General features: G+C 65.1%; 16 protein-coding genes. 8 read left to right on the top strand and 8 right to left on the bottom strand.

The annotated features are described in order from the left end of the window. The first annotated feature begins 33 nt into the window (after positions 1-33). The 4 genes from ETC07_RS07435 (at position 34) to ETC07_RS07420 (ending at position 8,778) form a co-directional block, all read left to right on the top strand. Positions 34-4,128, top strand: coding sequence for a beta strand repeat-containing protein (locus ETC07_RS07435; RefSeq protein ID WP_205742516.1), 4,095 nt, complete (start codon positions 34-36; stop codon positions 4,126-4,128). 98 nt (positions 4,129-4,226) lie between these two features. Beyond that, positions 4,227-5,450, top strand: coding sequence for a TolC family protein (locus ETC07_RS07430; protein WP_136247867.1), 1,224 nt, complete (start codon positions 4,227-4,229; stop codon positions 5,448-5,450). A 3-nt stretch (positions 5,451-5,453) separates the two neighbouring features. Further along, positions 5,454-7,592 (top strand): type I secretion system permease/ATPase, encoded by a 2,139-nt coding sequence (locus tag ETC07_RS07425; protein WP_136247866.1) that lies wholly within the window; start codon positions 5,454-5,456, stop codon positions 7,590-7,592. 1 nt (position 7,593) lies between these two features. Then, positions 7,594-8,778: an HlyD family type I secretion periplasmic adaptor subunit gene (locus ETC07_RS07420; RefSeq protein WP_136247865.1), complete on the top strand. Its 1,185-nt coding sequence runs from the start codon at positions 7,594-7,596 to the stop codon at positions 8,776-8,778. Between the two features lie 299 nt (positions 8,779-9,077). Here ETC07_RS07420 and ETC07_RS07415 read toward each other — a convergent pair whose 3' ends face one another. The 8 genes from ETC07_RS07415 to ETC07_RS07380 form a co-directional block, all read right to left on the bottom strand. Further along, positions 9,078-9,494 (bottom strand): DUF7282 domain-containing protein, encoded by a 417-nt coding sequence (locus ETC07_RS07415; protein ID WP_240724585.1) that lies wholly within the window; start codon positions 9,492-9,494, stop codon positions 9,078-9,080. A 209-nt stretch (positions 9,495-9,703) separates the two neighbouring features. Further along, positions 9,704-10,051 carry an AzlD domain-containing protein gene (locus tag ETC07_RS07410; protein ID WP_136247863.1) on the bottom strand — a complete coding sequence of 116 codons (348 nt, stop codon included), beginning with the start codon at positions 10,049-10,051 and terminating at the stop codon, positions 9,704-9,706. Next, positions 10,044-10,775, bottom strand: a complete 732-nt coding sequence (locus tag ETC07_RS07405) for an AzlC family ABC transporter permease (RefSeq protein WP_136247862.1) — start codon at positions 10,773-10,775, stop codon at positions 10,044-10,046. The genes ETC07_RS07410 and ETC07_RS07405 overlap by 8 nt, the downstream gene beginning before the upstream one ends. Continuing rightward, positions 10,772-11,302 carry a helix-turn-helix domain-containing protein gene (locus ETC07_RS07400; protein WP_136247861.1) on the bottom strand — a complete coding sequence of 177 codons (531 nt, stop codon included), beginning with the start codon at positions 11,300-11,302 and terminating at the stop codon, positions 10,772-10,774. The genes ETC07_RS07405 and ETC07_RS07400 overlap by 4 nt, the downstream gene beginning before the upstream one ends. Positions 11,303-11,549: 247 nt before the next feature. Next, complete coding sequence (gene sstT / locus ETC07_RS07395) at positions 11,550-12,776, bottom strand: serine/threonine transporter SstT (protein WP_136247860.1); 1,227 nt, start codon at positions 12,774-12,776, stop codon at positions 11,550-11,552. Positions 12,777-13,068: 292 nt separating this feature from the next. Beyond that, entirely contained in the window at positions 13,069-13,392 is a 324-nt protein-coding gene (locus ETC07_RS07390; protein ID WP_136247859.1) for a YnfA family protein, read from the bottom strand. 34 nt (positions 13,393-13,426) lie between these two features. Next, positions 13,427-15,166, bottom strand: a complete 1,740-nt coding sequence (locus tag ETC07_RS07385) for an isocitrate/isopropylmalate family dehydrogenase (protein ID WP_136247858.1) — start codon at positions 15,164-15,166, stop codon at positions 13,427-13,429. Between the two features lie 118 nt (positions 15,167-15,284). Then, entirely contained in the window at positions 15,285-15,860 is a 576-nt protein-coding gene (locus ETC07_RS07380; protein WP_136247857.1) for a gamma-glutamylcyclotransferase, read from the bottom strand. A gap of 184 nt (positions 15,861-16,044) precedes the next feature. Between ETC07_RS07380 and ETC07_RS07375 the strand changes: the two genes are divergently transcribed. The 4 genes from ETC07_RS07375 (at position 16,045) to ETC07_RS07360 (ending at position 18,974) form a co-directional block, all read left to right on the top strand. Continuing rightward, a complete protein-coding gene (locus tag ETC07_RS07375) occupies positions 16,045-16,485 on the top strand; it encodes a YtoQ family protein (protein ID WP_136247856.1) in 441 nt (146 codons plus the stop codon). A 32-nt stretch (positions 16,486-16,517) separates the two neighbouring features. Beyond that, positions 16,518-16,994: a phosphatidylglycerophosphatase A family protein gene (locus tag ETC07_RS07370; protein WP_136247855.1), complete on the top strand. Its 477-nt coding sequence runs from the start codon at positions 16,518-16,520 to the stop codon at positions 16,992-16,994. Positions 16,995-17,112: 118 nt separating this feature from the next. Further along, on the top strand, positions 17,113-17,541 hold the full coding sequence (locus ETC07_RS07365; protein WP_168709184.1) for a DUF2946 domain-containing protein: 429 nt from the start codon (positions 17,113-17,115) through the stop codon (positions 17,539-17,541). Between the two features lie 80 nt (positions 17,542-17,621). Next, positions 17,622-18,974 (top strand): PepSY-associated TM helix domain-containing protein, encoded by a 1,353-nt coding sequence (locus ETC07_RS07360; RefSeq protein WP_136247853.1) that lies wholly within the window; start codon positions 17,622-17,624, stop codon positions 18,972-18,974. Positions 18,975-18,981: the final 7 nt, after the last annotated feature.

Here is an 18,981-nt window from a genome sequence, read left to right as displayed (position 1 = left end):
GCGGTAATCACCGATGACGCCGGCAACAGCTCGGTGGCTTCCAACAACATCGACTTCACTGTGGATGCGACCAGCCCTGGTGGAGACGCCGGTAACGACGCCCCGACCCTGTCCATTGATGAAGCCGCGGATGGCCAAGTCAATGCCGATGAACTGGATGATGGCGTGCAGGCCAGCGTCGGTCTGACCGACGGCACCCAGGCCGGCGACACCATCACGCTGAGCATCGATGGGGCCGAGGACGAGACCTATACGGTCACGGCGGACGACGTCACCGCCGGCAGCGCGAATGTCGTGATTCCGGAAGCCTCGCTGAATGACGGTAACTACAGCGTCACGGCGGTGATCACCGATGAAGCCGGCAACAGCTCGGCGCCGTCCGATAGCATCGACTTCAGCGTGGATGGCACCAGCCCGGGCGGCGATGACGGTATAGACGCCCCGTCTCTGGTGATTGACGAGGGTGACGTCATCAACGCCAGTGAGCTGGCCGATGGCGTACAAGTCAGCGTCAGCCTGACCATCGGTACCCGGTCCAGTGACACCATTACGCTGAGTGTCACCGATGCCGATAATGTGGCCTCCAAGTTCTCCTACACCGTCACGGAGGATGACGTCGCCGGCGGTAGCGCCACAGTGGTGATCCCGAACGATGCCTTGGAAGACGGCAGCTACAGTGTCACGGCGTTGATCACCGATGAAGCCGGCAACAGCTCCGCGGTGTCCCCTGAAGTCGACTTCAGTGTGGACACCGTTGCCCCTGGGGGGCCGAACAATTCGATTGCCTTCGATGATGACCTGATCGGCGACGCAGAAGCCACGGATATCTCCCTTAGCGGGCGCGTCGATGCCGATAGCACTCTATCCAGCATCGTGATCAGTGACGGAGATAGTGGCACCGCCGATATCACCGTCGATCCCGGCGCGATTACCGTGGCGGGCGATGGCACGGTGAGCGTCTCGGGTCTCGACCTCAGTCCGCTTGCTGATGGCGAATTGACGGTCACCATGACGCTTGAGGATGCCGCCGGTAATACCGGGGCCGTGACAGATACCACGAACCTGGACACCACGGGTGCTTTGATCGACGACAGCAGCGAGGCGCTGAGCGAGGCATTGGGTGCCACGGTCTCGGGCAACCTGGCCGGCAATGACTGGGGTGACCTGTCGCAGATCGATGTCACTGGGCCTGATGGTCTTACCGCCGGTGCCAGCGATGTCACCTGGACTGGCAGTTACGATGCCCAGCAACAGAGCTACACCATGACGGCGACGGCGGCGGGCAGTGAGGTCGCGACGCTGGTCATCAACGGGGCAACGGGAGCTTACACCTTTACCCAGCTGGCGGCGCTGGATCACCCGGCCCTTGGTGCGGATGTGCTGGACCTTGGCTTCCAGGTCTCGACCGTGGACGCCGCCGGCAACAGCGCCGAGGGCAGCCTGGATATCCAGCTCACCGACGCCGTGCCCGACGCCGCAGCACCTGTCCTTATCGATACCAGCGGGATGACCCAGCCGGTGGAAGGCACGCTTGTCGATGACTTTGGCGCCGATGGCGGTGTGGTCAGCTCCATCGTGATCGATGGAGTGACCTTCCGCTACGACCAGGACAGCGATAGCGTGGCGCAGAATGGTGAGTCTGACCTGATCGCTGGCTACGTATACGACGATGTGTCCAGCCAGTTGACGGTCACCACCGTGAAAGGCGAGACGTTTGACGTCAATCTTGCCGACGGGAATTACCGCTTTACACAAGGCAGCCTTGACGATGATGCCTTTGTGTCTGACCAGACTCCTTCGGTCGGGTTGGGTGATTCTGCCAGCTTGCTGGGTATCGTGGGTGTTGACGCTCTTGGTCTGGTGAATTTTAGCGAAAGCCAGGCATTTAGCGTCAATGATCCGAACAACGATATTGTTAGTGTCACGGTGAAATTGGAGTCGATTTTATCTGTATCCCTGGGTAGTCCTGGGTTTGAGTATTCAGGGATAATGGCGGATAGATTTGGACTGGCGGTCGATAATTCAGATCGATTTGGTGTTATAGATAACGACGCATCCATCGTGATAAATGCTCTTGATGGAGGGTTGAGTTCTCAGCAATGGAACGAGTTTTTAGGGTCGGTTTACTACAGCGGTAGTTTGACCTCTATTGGCCTAGGTTCGTCACTCTCTATTGCCGCTGTTGATGATCAGGGGAATAGTGTTGGCCCTGTGTCGCGAAGCGACATACTCGGACTCGACCTTCTCAATGGCGGCAACGAGCCTGGCTACCTTGTAGAAGATGGCGATGGATCGTCCAATCCCGATACGGGCAATACCCTCACCGGCACCGCCAACAGCGACCGCCTCTATGGTTATGGCGGTGACGACACCCTGAATGCCGGCGCCAGCAACGACATCCTGCGGGGTGGGGCCGGTGATGACACCTTGTCCGGTGGGGATGGTAATGACCTGCTGATCGGCGGCGCCGGAGCCGATACCCTGGCCGGGGGGACTGGCCAGGATGTGTTCCGCTTTGAAGCCGGAGACGCTGGGGCCGCGGGCAGCCCTGTCGTGGATGCCATCACCGACTTCTCGCTCGCCGACGGCGACATTCTGGATCTTCAGGGGCTGCTGAAAAACGAGGTCAGGATCGGCACCGACCCCGGTAACCTGACCAGCTTCCTGCACTTCGTGCGCACCGCGGATGGCGACACCCGGCTCGAGATCAGTTCCGGCGGCGGTTACGAAGGTGGCTACGCCTCTAGCGCCACGGACCAGGTCATTCTGCTAGAGGGTGTCGATCTGATGGCAGATGCGGCGTCGGATTGGCAGATCATTCAGCAACTTCTCGAGGGCGGCCATCTCTCGGTGGACACCACCGTTCAGGCGGGAGAGACGGCGGTCGGCGGCTTCAAGTCGTCCACCGAGATCGGCGCGACCCTGACCGATGGGGACGGCGACAATACGTCCACCAGTGTGGTGGTCGATGAGACCGGAACGCTGGATACGCCGACGGTCCCGAGTGACCCTGATCCGGACAATACCGCGCCGATCGTGCAGGCCGACAGCGGCTTGCTGGGGCTTCTGGATGTCTCGGCGCTGGGCATCCTCGATCTCAACAGCCAGGCGTTGGTGGCAGCCGATGCCGAGAACAATCTCGAGTCGGTCACGATCGATTTCCGCCCGTTGCTCGATATCAATCTGACCGATTCGGTCGAACTGACGGCGTCTCAGGCCATGGCCGAGGAGCTCGGGCTGAGCGTCTCCACCGAGAGTTCCAACGGTGTCCTCGGGATTGTGGCGCCGCGTGCCTCGCTGACGATCACCGCACTGGATGGCGGTCCCATCGACAATCTGGCGGTCAATGAGCTGCTGGGCACCGTGAAATTTACCGATGGCGACGGTGGTCTGCTCGGTCTTGGCACTGACCTGCAGGCCAGCGTGCTCAACGCACTGCGGATCAGCGCCACCGATAGCGAAGGCCTCGAGGACAGCGAGCTGGTCGGTAATGTGCTGCAAACCGAAGTGCTGGACCAGCTCTTCGGCGGCAGCACCTACATCGAAGAAGGCGATGGAGGCAATAACGACCTGGATGGTGGCCTCGGCAACGAACGCTTCTATGGCTACGCCGGCAACGACACCATCGACGCCGGGGGCGGCCATGATCTGCTGAGAGGCGGAGCAGGCGACGATGTCCTCAACGGTGGCGGTGGCGACGACCTGCTGATCGATGGTCAGGGCAGCGATACCTTCAACGGTGGTGCCGGCAACGACGAAATTCGCCTTTCCGGGACGAACTTCGACGCCATCGATGGGTGGAGCGGTGAGGATGTGCTGCTGCTTGATGGCGGCATCGACCTCGACCTGACCGACCCTGGTATCGGCACGGTCGACAATATCGAACGCATCGACCTGGGGGACGACGATGGGGCATCCCGCCTGACCCTCGATGAGAGTGAAACCATCGCGCTGACCGATGATGACAACATCCTCACAGTGGAGGGCGATGACGGCGATACACTCAATGTCGCCGGCGCCACGGCGACGGGCAGCGAGCAGGCCAGCGGCGATACCACCTATGTCGAGTACAGCCTGGGTAGTACCACGTTGTTGGTGGAAGACACCGTCAATGTGGAGGTCAATTGAACGTGGGTGTGGTGCTTGGTGCAGCGGTGAGAGTTGAAGAGCGAGTACCAGGGAGACGGGCGGCGAGGTGTCGTGCTGGGCTTGTCGGCGGAGTACTGATGTTGTGCGCCTTTCAGGCCCAGGCGCTCAGCCTGTCTGAGGCAGTGGCCCAGGGGCTTGCCGTGAATCCCCAGGTCAGTGCGGCGGAGTCCGACGTTCGTGTGGCGTCAACCGAGGTGGATATCGCGCGTGATAGCTACTGGCCGTCGGTGGAGATGTCGGCGGGCCCCGAGAACTCATTGATGGGGGAGCTCGGCTACGATATCACGGCGACTCAGGTGCTGTATGACTGGGGGCGTATCGAGTCTCAGGTGGCGTCTGCGTCGGCCGAATATCGACATCGACTGGCTGCCCTAAAGGTGACTAGCGACGAAGTGGCGCTGGATATCATCGAGCTCTACCTTGATGTGGTGGCGGCTCAGCGTCGGGTTAGCGAGGTGGAACAATACTTAGAGAAGCTTGAGGCGCTGGCGGCCATGACCGATCAACGCGACCTCGGTGGCTACAGTGACCGCAGTGAAAGCGAACGCAGCCGCTTGGATCTCGCCCGTGGTCGCGAGCAGCTTGCGATAGAGCGGGGGAGCCTGAGAGAGGCCCAGCAGGAACTGCAGGTGCTGTTGCAACGCGACATCCTGGCGACACGCATGCCAGAACCCGACGACTATCTGGCGAGCCTGTCCGCACCGGAGCGGGTGAATCGAGCGATCAACGATGCGCCGGTGCTCGAGCAGAGTGCGGCCGATGTCTCGGTGGCCAAGGCCGAGCTGGAAGAGTCCGAGGCGGCGCTGTTGCCTCAGCTCAATCTGGAAGGCTCGCTGCTCAGGCGTGAGATCGGTGGGGCCATGCAGGAGGACCAGGTCATCGCCTTGCGTGTGCGCATGAACCCCATACAGGGGCTCTCCAACTGGAGGAAGACCGACGCCGCCGCTCAACGCGTGGAGTCGTCGCAGTTCTCGCGGCGGGCCACGCGGCGTGATCTTCAGCGCACCATCGCCGGCCTGAAGGAGCAGTACCAGGTGACCCAGTGGCGCCTGGAGGGGCTCGAGGAGCAGATCGGTCGGGCCGGCGAGGTCCTGACGAGCTACGAAGATCAGTTCAGTGTTGGCCTAAGGGATATCGCCGACCTGCTCAGTATCGAGAGCGAGCGGTTCGAGGCGGCCAGACAGCGCATTGACGTCGAGATCCAGCAACTGCGCTTGCAGTATCGAGCCGCTTCGCAGTTGGGAATGCTGGCCGCCGTCGTGCCGAGACTCGGGGAACAGGATATCGCGCAGGGAGGCTGAGCGATGGAGTCGTCACAAGACGTGAATGGAGACGCATTACGAGAGGGGCTGGTCGTGCTGTGTGAACAGTGGGACCGGCATTGCACCACCGCCGAACTCGGGGATGGTTTGCCGTTGGAGCAGGGGCGACTACCCGTGTCCGAGGTGCCGCGTGCCCTGAGGCGGGTGCAGATGAAGGCGCGCTGCCTCGATCTCCCTCTGGACCGGTTAGCCGTTGATCTGCTGCCGGTACTGATCGAGCTGGACGACGAGCGCTGGGTGACGGTGGTGGCCCGTGAAGAGGGCGTGATGAAGGTGCTGCTGAGTGAAAGCGGTGGTGGCATCGAGTCCTGTAACTTCCGGGAATTGTGCGCCAGGCACACCGGCGTGACGATCGTCGCCAGGCCGGATTTTCAGCCGGATGATCGTGCCGGGGGCTTCGCCGAGGAGCCTCAGGAACACTGGCTGAAAGGCCCCCTGAGCCGCTGCTGGGGGACCTGGGTAGAGGTCGGGGTGGCGGCTCTGATGGCCAATCTGCTGGCCATCGGTACGGCGCTGTTCGCCATGCAGGTCTATGATCGGGTGGTCCCCAACGAGGCATTCTCCACCCTGTGGATCCTGGCCAGCGGTGTCGGCCTGGCGATTCTGCTCGAATTTGGTCTGCGGGTCCTGCGGGCGAGCCTGCTCGACAATACCGGCAAGCAACTCGATCAACAGCTGTCGTCGCGGCTCTTTTCACAAGTGATGAACCTGCGCCTGGCGGCCAAGCCTGGATCGGTGGGGGCCTTTTCCAGCCAGATCCAGGAGTTCGAGAGCGTCCGTGAGTTCCTGACGTCTTCCACCATCGGCGCGATAAGCGATCTGCCCTTTGTCGTGCTGTTTCTCGGAGTCATCTACTTTATCGGTGGAGACATGGTGTGGGTGCCCGTGGCGGGCATCGTGATGATGCTGCTGCCCGGGCTTCTTGCTCAGCGCAAACTGGCGCGCCTATCGCGCCAGAACCTGCGTGAAGGGGCGGTGCGCCAAGGGGTTCTACTCGAGACGGTTGATCACCTGGAGTCGGTCAAGGCAAGTCGCGCCGAGGGGCGCCACCTACGCATGTGGGATAGCTTATCGGGGGAACTCGCCGAGGCTTCCACCCGCCATCGGCGCCTGTCGTCGAAGCTGACCTACGGCGCTTCCATGGTCCAGCAACTGGTGTATGTCGGTGTGGTCATCGCCGGCGTCTATGTCATCACCGCAGGAGAGCTAACCGTCGGCGGCCTGATCGCCTGTACCATCCTGACCTCGCGGGTGGTCGCGCCGATGGCTCAGGTGGCCGGTATCCTGGCGCGTTGGCAGCACGTCAAGGTCGCCATGGAGGGCCTGGATGGTCTGATGGACGCCCCGACAGAGCGTCCTGCTGGGCGACAGTTCGTGCGCAAGGAGCGGGTGCAGGGACGTTACGAACTTCGCGATGCCGGGCTCGTCTATCAGCAGGATGCGCCTCCGGCTCTAGTGCTCGACTCGCTGTCGATTGCCGCAGGCGAGCGTATCGCTCTGCTGGGAGGCAATGGCGCCGGCAAATCGACCCTGCTGCGGCTGTTGGCTGGGCTGATCGACCCGGAGCGCGGGACGATCCAGCTCGACGAGGTGAACCTGAGCCAGATCGAGCCGGCGGATCGTCGCCGAGCCATCGGTTATGTGCCCCAGGACATTGCGTTGTTCCACGGCACCCTGCGTGACAATCTGATGCTGGACGGCGGCGCCTATCACGATGAAGAACTGATGGTGGCGCTGGATAATGTCGGTCTCGGTCGCTTCGTCCGGCGTCATGCGCTGGGTCTGGACATGCCGCTTCAAGGCAATACAAGCCTGTCAGGCGGTCAGCGCCAGGCGGTTGGCCTGGCCCGATTGATCCTGCAGGATCCGTGCATCGTGCTGATGGATGAGCCAACGGCCGCCTACGACCAGACCAACGAGCAACAGGTCATCGGCTTTCTCACGCAGTGGCTCGAGGGTCGAACCGTCGTGATTGCCACCCATCGGAAGACGCTATTGTCGCTGGTGCAGCGTGCGGTCGTGCTCAAGGACGGCCGGCGCGTCATGGATGGCCCCGTGGACAAGGTGGTCTCGGGCAATCAGGTCAGGACAACGGCCACCCGCGCCGCGGGAGGGCAGTGAAATGGCTACCGGGACATTGCAACAGCGGCAGGTGCTGGAGCAGCTCCAGGGGGGAAGCTCGCTGCCGCGTGGGACCCACGCCATCCTGTGGAGTTGCGTTGCCACGATTGTGATCTTTGTCGCCTGGGCGTCCTGGGCCACTATCGGTGAGGTGACGCGTGGTGACGGCAAGGTGGTACCGCTGTCGCGCATGCAGACGATACAGAGCCTGGAGGGTGGCATTCTCGAGAGCCTGCTGGTGCAGCGAGGCGAACGGGTAGAAGCGGGGCAGCCCCTGTTACGGCTGGACGATACGCGTTTTCGAAGCGCTTATCTGGAAACGATGAGCCAGGTCGAGGTACTCAGAGCATCCATCGCACGCCTCGAAGCCGAGGTGTTGGAACAGGAGAGTATCCACTTTCCTGACGATATCGATGACGACGGAGAGCTGGCACGCTCCGAACGTGCGCTCTTCGAGGCTCGTCGCAACCGGCTGTTGCAGGCGGAAGCTTCCATCGAGGACGAGATGGCGATCGCCAGGCGCCAGCTGAGGCTGCTGGAACCGCTGGTCGAACAGCGCTCTGTCAGCGAGATGGAAGTCCTGAAGTTACAGCAGTCCGTGGCGTCGCTGGCCGGCAAGCTGGCAGAGATGCGCAATACCTATGTGCAAGATGCTTATGCTGAGCTTTCCACCAAGCAGGCGGAGCTGTCGACGCTGGAGCAGACCCTGCTGCAGCGCCGTGACCAACTCGAGCGCACCGAGATCGTGTCGCCGGTGCATGGGCGGGTGAACGACATCATGGTCACCACCACCGGCGGGGTCATACAGCCCGGCGAGCCGATCCTGGAAATCACGCCGCTGGAAGACCAGCTATTGATCGAGACGCGTATCAAGCCGAAAGATGTGGCCTTCGTGGCACCGGGTATGCCGGCCAGCGTCAAGATCACGGCCTATGACTACACGATCTATGGCGACCTGCAAGGTACGGTGGAGCAGATCAGCGAAGACACTATCGAAGAGGAAACGCCGCGAGGCAAGGTGTCCTATTACGAGGTGCTGGTGCGTACCGATGAAGCTCACCTGGAACGCCACGGCGAGCGTTTCGCCATCCGGCCCGGCATGGTGGCCGAGGTCGATATTCAGACCGGTGAACGATCGCTGTTGAGTTATCTACTCAAGCCGATCATCAAGGCCAAGCTGTACTGAAGGCTTGGCAGAGCCGCTTGGTTTGGCGTGTCGAGTCGTGGCCTATCGACACGAGTGGGAAGCATTGATGATGCTTCCCACTCTTGTGTGCTGGATTGAACTCAGGCGAGGGGCCAAGGCGTGAACGATCTTGCTGAGAACGCCTTCCACATAGGCTGCCACCGGTTAGTCAGGGGCGTGTTGACGGTGTCGTAGCGGACGCTTCAATCGAGCCTTCATGCGTATGGCGCCGTCCATGGCAAGGGTACACGCCATGAAAAAGGGGCCCGCTTGGGGCCCCTTCGCTGGGAGTGGCGGTATCACTGCGCGGTGATGGTGCTCATCACCAGGTTGCCATCCATCTTGATCGGGCCGTCTTCCGAGGCGCCCAGGGTGTACTCGAACACGCCGGTTTCCATGCCGCCTTCTTCGCTGTGGACCATCAGCATCAGTTGATCGCCGGTGCTGACGTCTTCGGTCAGCAGCGCGGTGACGTCCATGTTCTCGCCTTCCTTGAGCGGGGCGTGGCCGACCACCGGGCCCGGCTTCATGCTGTCATCGGTGCGGTGCACCACCAGCCAGCCGTTGCTGCCCGCCGTCACCTTCTCGGCGGAGACCGTGCCACCCGCGACGGGCTGATCGTCGGCCCACACCTGCGGGTGCATATCGCCATGCATTTCCGCCTGGGCGATCGATGCGCCGGCGAGCAGGGCGGTGGATACGAATGCGCTTGCCATGAATCGGGTCATCATCATTCTCTCCTTGATTCGAGCACACCTCATCGATGCAAAAAGGGGGTGTCGATGGGTGTATCTCTGGGATACGCAGAGAAAGGCGGTTTGGTTTCACCTCGCGCGAAAAAAAATCGCGCGAGGGATCTTCGGTCGGTGGGGCGTGGCGGGCCGGCCGTGGCGCGAAGCCTGTTGAGCGATGAGGAGCCCGCGGCTCAGGACCAGAGACTGGCGAGGATCACCACGGCGCCGAAGGCCGCCACGCCGGCCACCACCGGCCAGCCCAGCGAGCGTAGCCGATACCAGACGCCGAGGGTCACCAGCACGCCGCTCGCCGAGGCCAGCCAGCCGATGGCATCGAGCCGGTGGGGCACCAGCGAAACCCCGAGCACGGCGGCGATCATCAGCGGGCCGAGGATGGTGAGCCATTGCGGCATGGCGTCGACGCCTTCCTCGCCATCGAGCTTCCTGAGCCGTCGCCGCATCCACAGGAGCGGCACCAGACGCAGCAGCAGGGTACCCAGGGCCGAGGCCAACACGGCGATCCACAGGGCGCTATTCATCGTTGCCTCCCCGGTGGGGCGTTGTGAACCTCACCGCATAGAAACACAGCGCCCCGCAGGCGGCCGCCACGGGAATGCCGATGTTGGTATAGCCGAGCAGGGTACAGAGCAAGGCCGTGATGATGCTGATCATCAGTGCCAGGCTCCAGCGCCGCGAGGTGAACTGGGGGGCGAGCAGGGCCAGGAACAGGGCCGGCAGGGCGAAGGGCATGATCTCGCCGAGCAGTGGCCAGCGGGCGACGACCCATTCACCGGCCACGGCTCCCAGGGCGGTGCCGGCGACCCAGCTCGCCCAGGCCAACAGCGCCGCGCCGGTGTACCAACCCAGGCGCTGGGCGGCGGCGAGCTGCGGCAGACGATGGTGAGCCAGGGCGAAGACCTGGTCGGTCAGGCCGTGCATCAGCCATGGCCACCAGCGGCTCTGGCCCAGCCAGGGCGCCAGGTTGGGGGCGTAGACCATGTGGCGCACGTTGATCAGCAGCGTCATGGCGACCACCAGCCATAAGGGCGCACCGCTGGCGACCATGCCGACGAACAGGAACTGCGAGGCGCCGGCGTACACCAGCAGCGAGATGAGCGTGGCCTCCCAGGGTGTGAAGCCCGCCTGTGCGGCGATCAGGCCGAAAGAGATTGCTACCGGCAGGTACCCGCCGAGTAGCGGGATGGCCTCGCGAACGCCCGTCAACCAAGGGCGTGTCGGCATCGAGGTGGCTTGCAGGGTCATGGCGTGGCGCCCTCCTTGGCGTAGACGATGGTGACGAGCAGCGTCGCCCAGTGCTCGCCGGTGCGATAGCAGTGGGGGCGGTCGGCCGGGAAGCCGAAGCTGTCGCCGGCGTGCAGCCGCGTGACTTCGCCCTCGGGGCCTACCTCCAGTTCGCCGCTGATCACGGTGAGCGATTCCCGGGTGCCTGGGGTATGGGGTTCGGCATGGCGGGTAGTACGGGGCGCGCAGCGCATCCAGTAGGCGTCCACCTGGGGCGCTTGCTGGCCCTGGTCGATCAGTTGCACCTGCACGCCATCCTCGCCCAGCGGCACGGTGATCGGCGCCACCAGGGTGCCGAAGGGCACGTTGAGCTGCACCGCCAACCGCCAGAGGGTGTCGAGTGTCGGGTTGCCGTTGCCCTGTTCGAGGCGCGACAGGTTCGACTTGGCGATGCCGGCGGCGGCGGCCAGATGCGACAGCGATAGCCCCTTGTCCTGTCGCAGGCGCTGCAGATGCTGGCCCAGAGTGCCGAGGGCGAGGCGGTCCATGCGCATGCTCCGAGCCGTTCGATGGCAAGAATGTTCGATATAAGGAACGTTCTATAAAAGGAACGCTAACCTGTCAAGCGGATAACGGTGAAGCAGCAGGAACGGGATGAGAAAGGGCGGAAAGAAGGAAAAAAGACAGACGAGAAGGGTGGCGGGTGGGGGAGTCAAGCGCTGGGTGGGGCGACGAAAGGCAAGGCGATGGCGCCGCCCGGAAGGCGGCGCCAAGGAGGGGCTGCAAGGCGCAGGGTCAGGCCGTGTCGGTCTTGCCATCGGCGCGGCAGGCCGCGGCGGTGAACAGCACATCGGTGGAGGAGTTCAGCGCGGTCTCGGTGGAGTCCTGCACCACGCTGATCACGAAGCCGATCGCCACTACCTGCATGGCGACATCGGCGGAGATGCCGAACAGGCTGGCGGCCATGGGGATCAGCAGCAGCGAGCCACCGGCCACGCCGGAGACACCGCAGGCGGCGAGTGCGGAGACGATACACAGCAGCAGGGCGGTGATGAAGTCGACCTGAACGCCCAGGGTGTGGGCGGCGGCGAGGGTGGTCACGGTGATGGTGACGGCGGCGCCGCACATGTTGATGGTCGCCCCCAGCGGAATCGAGATCGAATAGGTATCGGCGTGTAGCTTGAGGCGCTTGCACAGATCCATGTTGACCGGGATGTTAGCCGCCGAACTGCGGGTGAAGAAGGCGGTGATGGCGCTGCCGCGCAGGCAGGTGAAGACCAATGGATAGGGATTCTGGCGGGTCTTGGCGAACACGATCAGCGGGTTGGTCACCAGTGCCACGAACAGCATGCAGCCGACGATCACCAGCAGCAGCCGGCCGTACTCGAGCAGCGCGGAGAGGCCGGAGTCGGCCAGGGTGTTGGCGACCAGGCCGAAGATGCCCAGCGGCGCGAGGCGGATCACCAGTTGGACGATGCCCGAGACGGCGTCGGAGAGGTCCTTGAGGGCCGTGCGGGTGGTGTCGGCGGCGCGGCGCAGCAGCATGCCCAGGCCCACGGCCCAGGCCAGGATGGCGATGAAGTTGGCGTCCAGCAGCGCCTCGACCGGGTTGGCGACGGCGTTGAGCAGTAGGTTGCGCAGGATCTCGGTGACGCCACCCGGCGGTGTGCCGCTCGCCGCCGGGGCATCCAGCGTCAGGGTGGTGGGGAAGACGAAGCTCGCCACCACGGCGACCAGGGCCGCCACCAGAGTGCCGGCGAGATAGAGCACCAGCACCGAGCGGATATGGGTGGGCTGCCCCTGGCGATGATTGGCAATCGCCGCCGCGACCAGCACGAAGACCAGCACCGGGGCCACCGCCTTGAGCGCAGAGACGAAGAGCTCGCCGAGCAATGAGACCGACTGGGCGGTCGCGGGTGCGAAGGTGGCGAGCAGGATGCCGGCGACGATGCCCAGCACGATCTGAGGAATCAGCCCCAGCCGCAGCAGCGGGCGGCCCAGGGTGTTGAGGGTAGCGATCATGGGTGTCTCTTGTGGAATCACGGGGTGCATGAGCGTGTCGGGCGTCGGGGCGCCGTGTCACCACGCGGTCACGCCGCGGGATAGCCGCGGTGGTTGAGACGCTGGGAGCGATGGCCGGTCGACGCCCGGCCCGGGGATCGCCCGGGGCAGGCGCGCGCATTCTAGCACCGCCGGGGAAGGGAAGGAGTTACGACTTTCGTTTCGGTGGACAGCAGTGAAAAATGTCGTTCCGGAGGCGAAACCTGCCGGTGAACGACGCGCTTAAGGGCCTACGGCGAGTGGAAGCGGGGCCTCAGGCGCCGCGTGGCGCCAGCAGGATGATGCCGGCGCCGGCCAGGCACAGCGTGGCGCCGAGCAGGTCCCAGCGGTCGGGGAGGCGCTGCTCCACCGCCCATAACCACAGCAGCGAGGCGACGATGTAGACGCCGCCGTAGGCGGCATAGGCGCGCCCGGCGTAGTCGGCACTCGAGAGGCTGAGCAGCCAGGCGAACAGGGCCAGGCTTGCCAGGCCCGGTAGCAGCCACAGCGCCGAGGCGCCGAGCCGCCACCAGGCCCAGACGCTGAAGCAGCCGGCGATCTCGGCCAGCGCCGCGGCGGCGTAGACCAGCGGCGTCATGGCGACGCCGCCGCATCCGCGAAGGGCGCGAGGCTCATGAGGCCAGGCGTGCCTGCACGGCGTCGAGGAAACCGTGCATGTCGACCACGCGTTCGCCGGCCGGGTCGATGGTCTTGCCCTTGAGGTCGCCGGTGACGATGCCGTCGCCGATGGTATCGATCAGTGCCCCCTTGAGGCGCGTGGCGTAGCCGGTGAGCGGCGCGTTGCCTTCGCGCTCGGCCAGCGTCTCCAGGGCGTTGGCCACGGCGTAGATCAGCGCGGAGGAGTTGAAGTGCGCCTCCTGGCCGTCGCTCTCCAGGTATTTCAGGTAGAGGTCATGGGCGGTGCCGTGGGGCGCCTCGAACAGCATGGTGCCGGTCTTGCTCTCGATGATCGAGCTGGCGGTGGCCAGGCTGCCGCCGAGGGCCGCCGAGATGTCGGAGAAGATGTCGCCGTCCAGGTTCTGGGCCGGGTAGAGGGCGTTACGCGGCGGATCGGTGATCATCTTGATCAGCTGGCTGGAGGGCCGCATGATCATGAACGAGGGCGGCGGCGTATCGGCGTGGGCCAGCGTGCGGCGGGCCTCGGTGATGACGTCGCTGAACACCTCGTCGTAGTCCATGTATTCGCGCTTGAGGCCGAAGTAGACCTCCTTGTCCTTGCGTGAGGCGTCGCGGAATACCTGCAGCACCCAGTCCTTGATGGCTTCGCGGTCGTTGGACATCAGCAGGATGGGATCGCCCTGTTTGACGCGGCGGGCATGCTTCTCTTCGCCGTCGACCACCACCTTGAGGATGCCATCCTCCTCGGCGGGCAGATTGAAGCTGCCATACTGGTCGCCACCGCCGGCGCTCATCCGCGAGATCGACACCTGGGCCTTGCGCTCGGGGATGCCGTGGCGCTTGAGCTGCTCAACCAGCTTGTAGAGCTTGCGGCCGGTGTTGTTGTCCGGTACGCCCCACAGCGCCCGCTGTGGCGGGTTGGCGACCAGCCGTGCGGCCTGGGCGTCGATCAGCTCGTAGTGATAGGCGAGGCCCAGGGCCTCGGCCTTGGCCTGGTAGTCGCGGCGGTAGATGTCCTCGATGGCGGCACGCATCACGCCATCGTAGCCGGCGATCACGGTGTCCTTGAGGCCAAGGTAGATGTCGCGCTGTTCGTCGAGGGCGCGCTGGAAGAAGCGATGGGCCCAGGCCTTGACGTCGTCCAGATCGTTGGTGGCCAGCAGCCAGGGATCGCCCTTGTCGACCTCGCGGCGGTGCAGCTCGACCGGGTCACCGCTTTGGCCGACGAACAGCAGCTTGACGATGCCGGTGGCCTCGGACAAGGCGTTGTAGCTGTCCTTGATGCCGCCGTGTTCCATGGTCTCGACCTCGATATCGCGGCCGATCCACTGCGGGGTGTCGACCTTGAGGTTGCGAAACTCGATGTCTTCGCGGGTGATGTTGCCGCCGATGCCCTTGCGGATCGCGCCGTTGGGCGACTTGGTGGCCAGCGGATGGAGGCTGGCGGCGTCCAGCTCGGGATGCTTGGCGAGCAGGGCGTCGCGTTGCTCGCGGTTGACGGTCATGCCGGCGTTCTTGATGCCTACCCCGTGGCGATTGAGCGCGTCGATGGCGTCCATCACCGCCTGGCCGTTGGTCACCAGCCGGTGCTCGGCGGTCAGGTCGATCTCGACCAGGTCGATGGCCAGCCGCGACGTCACGAACCTGTCCAGGATCGTCTCGAAGGCGACTTGTGCCATCTCGTCGCCGTGCAGGACCACGAGGGGGGCCGTGACGTGGATCTTCTCGCTCATCTCTCTTCCTATTGCCGGTGGGGCGGGGCGGGCCGCGGGTTCGGGCCGGGAGCCGAAGGCTCGGGCCCACTGACCATTTTACACCCTCATGGCGGTCTCTGGGCACGCGACGCCGGGATCAGGCGTGGCAGGGGTTCAGGGCCCGCACGCGCCGGGCCAGGTCGCTGACGTGCGTTTCATGCACGCCGAGCTCGGCCAGCGCGGTCTCGAGGTGGAGCAGATAGTCGCGGTTGGGGCCGCTCGGGCCCTCGGCCGCGGCGATCTGGCGGGCTATGGCGTCGAGCGGGGCCGCGCCCAGGAAGGCCGCGTTGTCGGCGGTGGCCAGGTAGGTCAGCCCGGTCGCCGTGGTGCCGTCGTCGAAATGCAGCGGGGTGAGTTCACGCAGATAGCCGTTCTTCTCGCGCACATCGAGCGGGCGCAGGGTCGCCGGGCTGATGCGATAGGCCATGCCTTGGCAGGCGGCGCCCGGCTCGGCCACCAGGGTGGCGACGCGGCCGGGGGCCTCGGGGGTGCCGCGGTGGTCGTGGGAGCCCTGCCAGAAGCGTCGACGCCAGCCATGGATGCGGGCCGGACGGCGCTCCAGGTAGGGGAAGTCTGCCTTCCAGATCAGCGACCCATAGCCGAACAGCCACAGGGCGTCGTGGTCGTCGAAATGGGTCATCTGGCGGTTCTGTTCGGTGGTGTCGTGGGCCATGGACGATGCCGTTGTCGTGGGTCGCGAGTGTATCCTGTGCATGATGCGGGGCGGCACGGCCCTTGTCGAAGTGCGAGGTAAATGGGTACAAAGTACGGTTTTCTTTGTGTACAAAAAACGGTGGCGTAAGATGGCCACCCCGATCGACAAGACCGGCCACGCGCCGGCTTATTGAGGAGACATCATGAGCTTCACCGTCTATCTGTCCGGCGAGATCCATAGCGACTGGCGCGCGGAGATCCAACGCGGCGCCCAGGACGCGGGCCTCGACGTCGCCTTCACCGCGCCGGTCACCGACCACGATGCCAGCGATGCCGCCGGCGACCACCTCGGCCCGGCAAGCGAGGGTTACTGGCGCGACCACAAGTCATCCCGGGTCAATGCCATTCGTACCAAGACGCTGATCGAGCAGAGCGACCTGGTGGTGGTGCGCTTCGGCGACAAGTACAAGCAGTGGAACGCGGCCTTCGATGCCGGCTACTGCGCGGCCCTGGGCAAGCCCTACGTGACCCTGCACGGCGACGATATCGTCCATCCGCTCAAGGAAGTGGACGCCGCCGCCATGGCCTGGGCGACCACGCCGGCCGAGGTGGTGGAGACCCTGCGCTACGTGCTGCGCGCCTGATCGCCTTGCTGGTCGCCGAGGAGGTCGCCCCGATGGAGGTTCTCGTGATGGGCTTGGCCAGCGGCCTCGGCCTGGGGTTCTCGCCCTGGGCCTCGGGCACTGTCGGCTCGTTGCTGGCGCTGCCGCTGGCCTGGTGGTTGCTCGGACGCTCGCGCCGCTGGCGGCTCGGCCTGGTGGCGCTATTGCTGGTGGTGGCGATGCCGCTCTGCCAGCTGGCCTCGGACGCCCTGGGCGGCAAGGACGATGGGCGCGTCGTGCTCGACGAGATCGTCGCCTTCCCGGTGGCCGTGATCGGGCAGGTGGCGGCGCGTCAGCCGCTGGTGATGGCCGGGACCTTCGTCGCCTATCGCGTGCTGGATGCTACCAAGCCGCCGCCGGTGCCCCAGATCGAGGGCGTCGCCGGTGGAGCGGGCATCGTGCTCGATGACGTGATGGCGGCGCTCTATGCCTGGGCCCTGGTCGCGGCGGGCCTGGCGCTGTGGCGTCGCCGCAAGGGCGAAGGCCGCTGATGGGCATCGCGCGGCGGCGCATGACCGGCTGCGACAAGCCGCCGCGCGGAGCCAGCCCCCGCGCCCATGGCGACTGCGTTATCCTGTGAGGCTGATTCATCACCGGCGCCGCTGCCCTATGCCTTCCGTCCACACCCGTCATCGCCCTCAGCGCTCGGCTGCCCGTCTCGCGCTGCTGGCGATGCTATTGCTGGTGTTGGGGCCGCTGATCGGGCAGTTGAGTGCCGTACCGCGCGATCACCATGCCGCGGGTGAGATGGTGCGGGAGCCTCATGCCGGCCATGCGGTGGACCTATCGGCGTCGGGCATGCCTCCCGAGGCCGGTGACACCGCCGGCGCGCCCGCGGCTCACTGGCACCCGGTCTGCGGCTACTGCTCGCTGTTCCAGCAGATGCCGGTGCTGTCGGCGATGCTGCCGAGTGTCTCGCCGCTGGCCTCCCACGTCATCACCGCCCCGGTGGTGGCCACGCGTGCCGCCCATGGCGGCCCCGCGGTCTTCCCCCAGGCGCCGACGCGCGCGCCCCCGCTATCGCTGGTGATTCTGTGATGTGAATCGTATCGCCATCGATCGCCCCCACCAGCGGGGCGCGGGCGTGCGTTCCGTGACTCTCGCAAGCGAGCCTCAATATGAGCCATAAAGCGCAGGACCTCTATCGCGCCGTCTGGCGCTGGCACTTCTACGCCGGGCTGATCGTCATTCCCTTCCTGATTTCCCTGGCGGTGACCGGTGCCTTCTATCTGTTTCACGATTCGATCGATCGCTGGTGGCATGCCGACCAGATGACGGTCGAGGCCCGCCAGGTCGCCACCGTCGAGCCGAGCGTGCAGCGCGACGCGGCGCTGGCCGCGGTCGACGGCGAGGCCTTCCGCTACGTCCCGCCGGCCGATCCGGCCCGGGCCGCCGAGGTCGACGTGACGCGCCCGGACGGCAGCCGGGTGGCGGTGTTCGTCGACCCTTATGACGGCGAGGTGACCGGCCAGATGCCCTATAAGGGCACCGTGATGTGGTTGATCCGCACCCTGCACAGCCTCAACTATTTCGGCGACTCCGCCAGCATGCTCATCGAGATCGTCGGCGGCTGGACGATCCTGCTGGTGCTGACCGGTACCTACCTGTGGTGGCCGCGAGGCCGACGCGGCGGCGTGGTGACGGTGCGCGGCAAGCCGGACAAGCGGGTGTTCTGGCGCGACCTGCACGCGGTGACCGGGCTGTTCGTCGGGGTTTTCATCCTGTTCCTGGCGGTCACCGGCATGCCCTGGTCGACGGTATGGGGCAGCAAGGTCAACGAGCTGGCCAATGGCCACAACTTCGGCTATCCGGACGGCGTACGGGTCAACGTGCCGATGTCCGACGCACGCCTGGCCGAGCGCGAGACCACCAACTGGTCGCTGGAGCAGGCCCGCTTGCCGACCTCCGAGGCGCCCGCATCTGCCGAGGCCGGCGACGCGGCCCCCATCGGCCTCGACCGGGCCGTGTCGGCCTTCGACGCACTGGGGCTGGCGCCGGGCTATGCGGTCAGCCTGCCGGGCGGGCCCGAGGGCGTCTACACCGGTTCCGCCTATCCCGATGACCTGAGCCGGCAGCGGGTCGTGCACCTCGACCAGTACCGCGGCGAGCCGTTGCTCGACATGGGCTATGACGACTATGGCCCGTTGGGCCGCGGCCTGGAGTGGGGCATCAATGTGCACATGGGGCAGCAGTACGGGCTGGCCAACCGGTTGATCCTGGTCCTGGCCTGTGCCGGCATCGTGCTGCTGTGCGTGTCCTCGGCGGCGATGTGGTGGAAGCGCCGTCCCGCCGGGCGGCTCGGCGTGCCACCGGCGCCCGACGATCCCCGGCGGCTGCGTGGCGTGCTGGCGCTGCTGGCCATCGGTGGGGTGATCTTCCCGTTGGTCGGCGCCTCGATGCTGGTGATGGCCGGCGTGGATGCCTTGGTGCGGCGCCGGGCATCAGGCCGTCACGGCGTGTCGCGGGGCTGAGCCCGTC

The organism is Halomonas borealis (assembly GCF_004798905.1).
Classification (GTDB): Bacteria; Pseudomonadota; Gammaproteobacteria; order Pseudomonadales; family Halomonadaceae; genus Halomonas; species Halomonas borealis.
The sequence above is the reverse complement of the archived record's forward strand: the minus strand, read 5'-3'. Positions and strand labels throughout refer to the sequence as shown.

What these genes read in the sequence shown, in the direction of transcription:
- ETC07_RS07360 (WP_136247853.1), top strand. Translation starts at nt 17,622, where the DNA reads ATGAGCCATAAAGCGCAGGACCTCTATCGCGCCGTCTGGCGCTGGCAC.
- ETC07_RS07375 (WP_136247856.1), top strand. Translation starts at nt 16,045, where the DNA reads ATGAGCTTCACCGTCTATCTGTCCGGCGAGATCCATAGCGACTGGCGC.
- ETC07_RS07405 (WP_136247862.1), bottom strand. Translation starts at nt 10,775, where the DNA reads ATGACCCTGCAAGCCACCTCGATGCCGACACGCCCTTGGTTGACGGGC.
- ETC07_RS07385 (WP_136247858.1), bottom strand. Translation starts at nt 15,166, where the DNA reads ATGAGCGAGAAGATCCACGTCACGGCCCCCCTCGTGGTCCTGCACGGC.
- ETC07_RS07415 (WP_240724585.1), bottom strand. Translation starts at nt 9,494, where the DNA reads ATGGCAAGCGCATTCGTATCCACCGCCCTGCTCGCCGGCGCATCGATC.
- ETC07_RS07370 (WP_136247855.1), top strand. Translation starts at nt 16,518, where the DNA reads ATGGAGGTTCTCGTGATGGGCTTGGCCAGCGGCCTCGGCCTGGGGTTC.
- ETC07_RS07390 (WP_136247859.1), bottom strand. Translation starts at nt 13,392, where the DNA reads ATGACGCCGCTGGTCTACGCCGCCGCGGCGCTGGCCGAGATCGCCGGC.
- ETC07_RS07400 (WP_136247861.1), bottom strand. Translation starts at nt 11,302, where the DNA reads ATGGACCGCCTCGCCCTCGGCACTCTGGGCCAGCATCTGCAGCGCCTG.
- ETC07_RS07380 (WP_136247857.1), bottom strand. Translation starts at nt 15,860, where the DNA reads ATGGCCCACGACACCACCGAACAGAACCGCCAGATGACCCATTTCGAC.
- ETC07_RS07410 (WP_136247863.1), bottom strand. Translation starts at nt 10,051, where the DNA reads ATGAATAGCGCCCTGTGGATCGCCGTGTTGGCCTCGGCCCTGGGTACC.
- ETC07_RS07420 (WP_136247865.1), top strand. Translation starts at nt 7,594, where the DNA reads ATGGCTACCGGGACATTGCAACAGCGGCAGGTGCTGGAGCAGCTCCAG.
- ETC07_RS07430 (WP_136247867.1), top strand. Translation starts at nt 4,227, where the DNA reads ATGTTGTGCGCCTTTCAGGCCCAGGCGCTCAGCCTGTCTGAGGCAGTG.
- sstT (WP_136247860.1), bottom strand. Translation starts at nt 12,776, where the DNA reads ATGATCGCTACCCTCAACACCCTGGGCCGCCCGCTGCTGCGGCTGGGG.
- ETC07_RS07425 (WP_136247866.1), top strand. Translation starts at nt 5,454, where the DNA reads ATGGAGTCGTCACAAGACGTGAATGGAGACGCATTACGAGAGGGGCTG.
- ETC07_RS07365 (WP_168709184.1), top strand. Translation starts at nt 17,113, where the DNA reads ATGCCTTCCGTCCACACCCGTCATCGCCCTCAGCGCTCGGCTGCCCGT.